Source organism: Paenibacillus radicibacter, from assembly GCF_024721995.1.
Taxonomy (GTDB): Bacteria; Bacillota; Bacilli; order Paenibacillales; family NBRC-103111; genus Paenibacillus_AM; species Paenibacillus_AM radicibacter.
The window spans coordinates 25,605-33,972 of record NZ_JANQBC010000019.1; the positions used below are offsets into that span (position 1 = coordinate 25,605).

An 8,368-nucleotide genomic window follows, 5' to 3' on the forward strand; every position below is an offset into this window, starting at 1 on the left:
CCCACCCATAACATCCTCCTAGACTAAACTAGGATTAGTTATATCCAACGAGCCATCACCATAAACAACCTGTCTCTGTATACCCGTCTTTGCGCTACTTTAATGTTATAGAAAACAAACAATAAACATGGTGCGCCCCCCACTTGCTGCTCGCGTTAACTGTGCCCCATACAGTAGCACCTCTTCCACTTCCTCATCGTCTAGATACTGCACTTTTTATATCTCAAAATCCTTGCCTATCAAGTACTCTGGATTATGCAATATGCTCAATTAATATTTTCATAACCTTTGCTTTTTCACATTACCTTTTATGAATAATTTACACCATCTCAGTAAAGAACTAATGACATCGTGTCACATATTATGTTGACAAATGACACTGTGTCATATATGATCAATTCAGCACCGATGTGACACAGTGTCATTTGTAATTAGATTATGATTCAGAATAACACAACACCATACCAGCAGTTGATAGGAGGAAAACCAATGCCTAAACAAACCTTTTTCAATTTATCCGATGATAAACGGCAAATTTTAATAGATGCGATGATGAAAGAATTCTCAAGAGTTCCATTACATGAAGCATCCGTTGCTAATATTGTAAAAGCCGCCGGTATCCCGAGAGGCAGTTTCTACCAATACTTTGAAGAAAAAGATGAGGCTTATTATTTTTTATTAGAACAACATTCAAAAGAAAATCAGGAGACCTTTATTTCAAACCTAATAAGATTTGAAGGTGATATATTTATTACATTTATAGAAATGTTCAAAGGTATGCTGAAAAGATTTCAAGACAAAGAAGACCGCAACTTTTTTAGAAATACTTTTTTAAATATGAATTATAAGACAGAAAACACATTTACCCAAAAATTCAATGAAGGAAGCTATAATGAAAATTTTTCTCAAATTGGCAATTTAATTAATAAGGACAAGTTGAATATTGAAAGCGATAAAGAATTATTTCATATGTTAAGAATCATCATGGCGGTTACTTTTCAAAATCTTATTCAAAATTTTACGAAGGAATTACTTTTTGAAGAAGCAACCAGAAATTATGTTTTAGATCTTAATTTACTAAAAAAAGGTTTTTGTAAGGAGGAATGTCAATGAAGTTGTTAGAGATAAAAAACATTAAGAAAGCTTATATTATTGATAAAAAAGTAGAAACCAAAATTCTTCAGGGTATAAATCTAGATTTTAACAAAGGAGAATTTATATCTATACTTGGTGAATCAGGTTGTGGAAAATCAACATTAATGAATATTATAGGTGGCATGGATTCAAGTTATACGGGAAACATCCTTGTTGAGGGAAAGAACTTAAAAAAAATGAAGGAGCATGAACTTGATTATTATAGAAAAAGCAAGATTGGTTTCGTGTTCCAAAGTTTTAATTTGATTCCTCACCTTACGGTATTAGAAAATGTAACGATTGCGATGCAAATGGCAAGTAAAAGTGAAAAAGAACGCGATGAAAGGGCAAAAGAGCTTCTGACTGAAGTTGGTTTAAAGGATCACATGACGAAGAAACCAAACCAACTTTCTGGGGGACAAAAACAACGTGTATCTATCGCCCGAGCTCTGTCTAATGATCCGGATATCATTTTAGCTGATGAACCCACAGGTGCCTTAGACAAAGAAACTAGCCAACAAGTATTAGATATTCTAGATAACATCGCCAAAAAAGGGAAACTCGTCATCGCTGTAACCCATTCTCAAAAAGTTGCAAATTCAGGCAGCAGAGTCATTAAAATTGAAGACGGCAGAGTTATGGAGGATATTAAACTAAAAGAAGCTTATCAATACACTGAAAAAACAGAACAGAAGAAATCTAAAAGTCTCAGTCTATTTTCTTCCTTCAAGCTTGCTCTAAAGAATATGAAATTAAATGCAAAAAGAAATACATTAGTTGCAATTGGAGGCTCTATAGGTCTTGTAGGCGTCATATTGATGTTATCTATAGGTAGTGGAGTTACAAATTATATTAATAATGAAATAAACTCCAGTATAAACCCTCTGATGATTGAAATCACGAAGCAGTCTAAAGATAAAGGTTCAATGCCAATGATGTCAACACAAGAACCTTTATCACAAGAAAATATTGAAAAAATCCAAAAAATCCCGAATGTAAACAGCATCGAAAAAGTAACTTCTTTTAATATGAAAAGTAGTGCAGCTTTAGATGACAAACGTTCAGATATCATGCAATTTTCTACGATGACGAATTCAATCAAAGAAGAAAATCTAGAGACTGGAAAACTACCGGTTGAAAATGAAATTCTTATTACATCAACACTTGCAAAAGCGTTAAGCATAGATGAAAAATATCACTCATTAATCGGTAAAGAAATATACGTTTATGTAAATGAAATTGGACTTGATAACAAACCAGTAATTGTAGAAACAAAATTAAAAGTATCCGGTGTATATGGCGCAGGTAATTTAGGACCACAGGGAATAACTACTGCTTATTTACAATATGATACGCTAGAAAAAGCATTCGCTAAGCAGAAATTGACATTAAATCCAACACAAATTAATGCTTTTGCTGATAAACAAGAGCATGTTGAAGATATAAAAGCGACTTTAAAAGATTATGGTTATTCTAACTCTGAAACATCTGCAATGCTGGAACAAGTCACAACCTATTTGAATATGGCTACTGCTCTTCTTGCAGGTATATCTGGAATTTCACTTGTCGTGTCGGGGATCATGATACTAGTTGTTTTATATATAAGTGTGGTTGAGCGTACAAAAGAAATAGGGATATTACGTGCTATTGGAGCCAGGAAGAAAGATATAAAAAGAATCTTCTTGTCTGAGTCTGCTTTACTTGGCTTATTCAGTGGCTTGATCGCAGTAATAGCTGGTACTGTAATAAGTTTAGTTGGGAATAGTATTTTAGCAAAAAGCTTTGGTGCAGAACTGATCAATTTAACAGGTCAGAATATGATCTTTGCAATAGCTGTAAGTATGATTGTAAGCATAATAGCAGGACTTATGCCATCGTCTAAAGCTGCAAAGCTGGATCCCATGGAATCTTTAAGATATGAGTGATGACATTTTATGGTGGTCGTATTTATTTATGTAAAATATATGGTTGCTAACTAGTATTACTATGCTTCAATACGCATTTTTTATTTCTGAAGTGGGAACTCTAACAGAAGGATAAAGTAAAGGAGAAGATTTATTTGATAAAGCTTGCTAAATATCTAAAGCCATTTCTTATCGGATTGATTGCAGCTATTGTTCTATTATTCGGACAAGCGATAAGTGACTTAAGTCTACCTAACTATATGTCTAATATTGTAAATATTGGTATTCAGCAAAATGGCATTGAACACCCTGCTCCTGACGCAATCAGTCAAAGTGCAATGAATCTAATGACGACCGTAATGACTGCTAATGAGAAGCAGCTTCTTGATGAAAATTATGAACTTGTATCCGTCACTGACAAGAACGCGGAAGGAGAAATATATAAGAGTCTTTACCCTAATGCAGTTGCACAGATTTATGTGAAAAAGGATATAGACGAGCCTGTTAATTTAGCCCTTGATAGTACCTTTGAAACATCAACGGGGACACTGATGAATTTACTGCTAGATATGGTAGATCAACATGGTCAAGATAGCCCTGGCACAGCATCAACCGTCTCAAGTGGTATTGACCTTACTCAGCTTTATCAGGCGCAACTGATGCTTGAGACGTTACCGGAAACCAAAATTGCTGCTGCACATGAAAAAGCAATCAACAACGAGACCTCTCTAAAGCAAAGCGGCATTATGTTCGCCAAAGCTTTTTACGATGAGTTAGGTATGGACATAAGCGGTATGCAGACCGCCTATATTCTTAGGGTAGGTCTCTTGATGCTCGCGATAGCTTTGTTGGGTGGATTGGCCACGGTTTTAGTCAGCTTATTATCATCAAGAATTGCGGCCGGAGTTGCACGAAATTTACGTAAAGATGTGTTTGAGAAGATTGAGAGTTTTTCAAATGTCGAATTTGATAAGTTTTCAGTATCTTCACTCATTACACGATGTACCAACGACATTACTCAAATACAGCAGCTGCTCATGATGGGAATCAGAATGATCTGCTATGCACCGATCATGGGAATCGGTGGTATCATTATGGCAGTAAACAAGTCAGTCTCCATGAGTTGGATTATCGCCGTTGCATGCATCGTACTTGTAGGCATGATTATGATTATAATGGCCATTGCAATGCCGAAATTCAAGATCATTCAAAGCATGGTTGATAAACTGAACTTGGTTTCTAGAGAAAATTTAAGCGGAATGATGGTTATTCGCGCATTCGGTACAAAGAGACATGAGAAGAAGCGTTTTGAAAAGGCAAATGGCGATTTGACAGAAACAAATTTGTTCGTAAATCGTGTCATGGTGTCTCTGATGCCTATTATGATGCTTGTTATGAACGGTGTAACCTTGATCATTGTTTGGGTCGGCGCCCATCAGATCGCAAGCTCTTCCATGCAAGTTGGCGATATGATGGCATTTATGCAATATGCCATCCAAATCATTACGGCTTTCTTGATGCTTTCCATGACGTTTATTCTTGTCCCTCGGGCAGCAGTATCGGCTGGCCGTATAGCTGAAGTGCTGGGGACGAAGAATTCCATTGATGAACCGCAAAATCCTAAATACTTTAATGCTGCGAAAAAGGGTCATGTAGAGTTTAAGCATGTTCATTTTCGTTATCATGGTGCGGAAGAAGACGCGCTAAGCGATATTACATTTACGGCAAAGCCGGGACAAACAACCGCTATTATTGGCTCCACTGGTTCCGGAAAATCAACGATTGCAAGCTTGATGCTGCGTTTTTATGATGTCAGCACGGGCCAGATTATTATCGATGGTGTGGATGTGCGAGAGGCCAACCTCAAGGAATTACGTTCCAAATTCGGATATGTACCACAAAGAGGGGTGTTGCTCTCCGGGACTATTGCTTCTAACCTTAGATACGGCAAGAAAGACGCAACAGATGCTGAAGTGGAAACTGCTGCGAAAGTAGCGCAAGCTCTGGAATTTATATCTGAGAAACCGGAAGGGTTGGAATCGGAGATCGCTCAAGGTGGTACGAATGTTTCAGGTGGGCAAAAACAGAGATTATCCATTGGACGAGCATTGGCAAAGGAACCGGAAATTTTTATCTTTGATGACAGCTTCTCAGCTTTAGATCTCAAAACAGACGCCGCCTTGCGCAAAGCTCTGAAAGAACACACAGGAGACAGCACGGTCATCGTAGTGGCGCAAAGAGTGAGCACGATTATGAATGCAGAACAAATTATCGTGCTGGATGAAGGAAAAATCGTCGGATGTGGAACACATAAGGAGCTTTTGAAAGACTGCCCACAATATTATGAGATTGCCTCATCGCAACTATCAGGGGAGGAATTAGCGTGAGTCAGGAAAGTAATAAAACGAAGAACACTACGCAAAAAAATCCCATGGGTGGCGGAGGTATGATGCCAGGTACCATGATGCCAGGAGCAAAAGCTAAAGACTTTAAAGGTTCGATATCGAAACTCATTGGATATTTAGGAAAGCATACACGTATGATTATTCTTGTATGTATTCTGGCTATTATCTCCACAGTATTTACCATTTTAGGGCCAAAAATTTTGGGACAAGCAACCGATGAACTTTTTACCGGTGTTATGAAGCAAATTTCAGGTACTGGCAGCATTAACTTTGGGAAAATTGGCGAGATTATTTTATTGTTAGCTGGATTATATGGTGTCAGTGCGCTGTTCTCTTATTTGCAAGGCTTCGTTATGTCAGGTGTAACCGCAAAGGTAACGTTTAAGCTCAGAAATGATATAAGCGATAAAATGCATAAACTGCCCTTAGGATACTATGACAAGATATCCCATGGAGAAGTGCTCAGCAGAATCACCAACGATGTTGACACGATCAGCCAAACCTTAAACCAAAGTGTAACTCAAATAATCACTTCGGTAGCCTCTCTAATAGGTATAGCCATCATGATGTTTTCCATTAGTTGGAAACTTACCTTGGCTGCATTATGTATTCTTCCCCTCTCTATGATCGTAATTATTATAGTTATGAAGAAATCACAAAGGCACTTTAAGAACCAACAAAAGTTTCTAGGAAGTGTCAACGGACATGTCGAGGAAATGTTTGGAAGCCATGTAGTGGTTAAAGCCTTCGGCGGTGAGGAAGATTCGTCAAAAATATTCGGACAATATAATGAGTCTCTATATAAATCCGCATGGAAAGCAAATTTCCTATCTGGACTTATGATGCCTATAACCGGCTTTATTGGAAATCTCGCTTATGTAGCCATCTGTATATTAGGCGGTTATTTCGCGGCTAATGGAACGATGACCATTGGTGGTATACAGGCCTTTATCCAATATGTACGCTCGTTTACTCAACCTATTTCTCAAATTGCCAGTATCTCCAATGTTCTTCAACAAACGGCTGCCGCCGCTGAGCGTGTATTTGAGTTTTTGGACGAAGCAGAAGAAGTTAAGGAAGAGCCAAATGCTCTTTCCGTAAATCATAATAGCGCAGCGGCTAATACACTTGTGAAGGTAGAGGGTCATATTGATTTTAATCAGGTTTCGTTTGGTTATGATCCAGATAAAATAATTATTAATAATTTCAGTGCCAAAGTTAAACCTGGGCAAAAGATCGCTATCGTCGGCCCAACCGGCGCAGGGAAGTCAACAATTGTGAAGCTATTGATGCGTTTTTATGATGTGAATAGTGGGGCTATCACCATTGACGGAAACGATATTCAAAAATTCAAACGTGATGAGCTTCGTTCATTATTTGGCATGGTTCTTCAGGATACATGGTTATTTAACGGTACGATTGCCGATAATATTCGGTACGGTAAGCTAAATGCTACCGATGAGGATGTAAAAAATGCTGCTATAGCTGCACAAGTTGACCATTTTGTCCGAACATTGCCTGAAGGATACAACATGACATTGAATGAAGAGGCTGATAACATATCACAAGGTCAGAAGCAACTGTTAACTATTGCTAGAGCTATTTTAGCAGACCCCAAAATATTAATTCTTGATGAAGCAACCAGCAGTGTGGATACGCGTACCGAGATTTTAATCCAAAAGGCAATGGATAATCTGATGGAAGGACGAACGAGCTTTGTCATTGCACACCGTTTATCCACTATCCGAAACGCCGATTTGATTTTAGTGATGCGTAATGGCGATATTGTTGAGCAGGGCACACATGAGGAACTTGTTGGAAATAATGGTGTTTATACAAGTCTATACAACAGCCAATTTGAAACAGCAGTCTGAGGTAATAAAACTGAACGAAGTGTCCAGCGAAAATAAAGTTTTAGACTGAGAAGATTGATTTAACGGGGTTTATGAGATTGAAGATCGTCAGCCTTCTAAATTTAAGTTTTAAACTGGACAAAAAATTCAAACAGCGGCGGACCAAGACTTGAAAAATAAAGTCTTAGACTGCCGCTGTTGTCTTTGAACTCACGTTTCCCGTTAGTTGAATAGTGGCAGCCATAAAGATTAGACGCTAAAAATACTCAATCTGAGAGAATGCTTTTTATAATTTTCAACAGTTCACTTTTGCTTGCAGTCGTACTACTCAAGACAAAATGAGCTGTTCTCTCATTCTCTTGTTTAGCCCACAGCAGTGATTTCTCCTGCATATTCTCGTCAACATAATAATAAGTGTCCACATCATTGATAACCGTTTTAGCATCCGATGATGGAGAACTAAGGAAAAATTTCGTTTCTTCCTTTCCTGATGTGAAGTAACTTGTATAGTTTACTTCATGCTCGCGATTCGAATAAGTAATTACAATGGAGATTGGCTGATTTCCAATTTTCTGAGTATAGTAACCAAGCTCTTGTCCATTTGAAGCTGTACCAAAAATCATCTCCCCTTTTTTACCGGCTCCGATCGCAGGGTTCATATAAATTGATGCTTCTTTAAATTGGTATCCCTCTGAGAGTTTAGGTTGAATTTGACTCGAATCGAATGGAGCTGAAAGCGCCTTTTTAAATTGACTGGAATCAGTGTATTTATATGGCGAAGTGACATGCATGACCTGATCTGTTTTTTTGTTCAGAATATCATCTTTACTACCAAAATAGACTGTAGCTGATTCTCCAGGAGAAATCTTATTCCTGATTTCTTCGAGTGCTTGTTGATACTCAGGTAAGACTTTACTATCTGTTGATCTTACCTCTATAACAACGTTTCCATTTCTGTCTTTTAACTCGATCCATTTTGTTGTCGCGTAGGTGAATCCGCAGAGCAATCCTACGATCACGATAACGAATGAAGTTCGTTTAAAAACATTAGGTTTTAAATTGGTCTTGCATT

The 8,368-nt window shown here is 37.7% G+C and carries 5 protein-coding genes; 4 read left to right on the forward strand and 1 reads right to left on the reverse strand.

Translation table 11 applies throughout. The features are described 5' to 3' along the window. Positions 1 to 489 precede the first annotated feature (489 nt). From NV379_RS25120 to NV379_RS25135, 4 genes are all read left to right on the forward strand, one after another. Positions 490 to 1,113 (forward strand): TetR/AcrR family transcriptional regulator, encoded by a 624-nt coding sequence (locus tag NV379_RS25120; protein WP_258210086.1) that lies wholly within the window; start codon positions 490 to 492, stop codon positions 1,111 to 1,113. Next, positions 1,110 to 3,059, forward strand: coding sequence for an ABC transporter ATP-binding protein/permease (locus NV379_RS25125; RefSeq protein WP_258210087.1), 1,950 nt, complete (start codon positions 1,110 to 1,112; stop codon positions 3,057 to 3,059). Before NV379_RS25120 ends, NV379_RS25125 begins: the two co-directional genes overlap by 4 nt. A 134-nt stretch (positions 3,060 to 3,193) precedes the next feature. Further along, the gene (locus NV379_RS25130) at positions 3,194 to 5,425 is read left to right on the forward strand and encodes an ABC transporter ATP-binding protein (protein ID WP_258210088.1); all 2,232 of its coding nucleotides are present in this window, start codon (positions 3,194 to 3,196) and stop codon (positions 5,423 to 5,425) included. Positions 5,426 to 5,469: 44 nt separating this feature from the next. Beyond that, on the forward strand, positions 5,470 to 7,317 hold the full coding sequence (locus tag NV379_RS25135; RefSeq protein WP_258210091.1) for an ABC transporter ATP-binding protein: 1,848 nt from the start codon (positions 5,470 to 5,472) through the stop codon (positions 7,315 to 7,317). Between the two features lie 245 nt (positions 7,318 to 7,562). Here the strand turns inward: NV379_RS25135 and NV379_RS25140 are convergent. Continuing rightward, positions 7,563 to 8,368, reverse strand: an 806-nt coding sequence (locus tag NV379_RS25140) for a DUF4367 domain-containing protein (protein WP_258210089.1), incomplete at its 5' end; no start/stop codon positions are given.

Excerpts from the sequence above, each read along its gene's own strand:
- NV379_RS25135 (WP_258210091.1), top strand. The coding sequence starts at position 5,470 with ATGGGTGGCGGAGGTATGATGCCAGGTACCATGATGCCAGGAGCAAAA.
- NV379_RS25120 (WP_258210086.1), top strand. The coding sequence starts at position 490 with ATGCCTAAACAAACCTTTTTCAATTTATCCGATGATAAACGGCAAATT.
- NV379_RS25125 (WP_258210087.1), top strand. The coding sequence starts at position 1,110 with ATGAAGTTGTTAGAGATAAAAAACATTAAGAAAGCTTATATTATTGAT.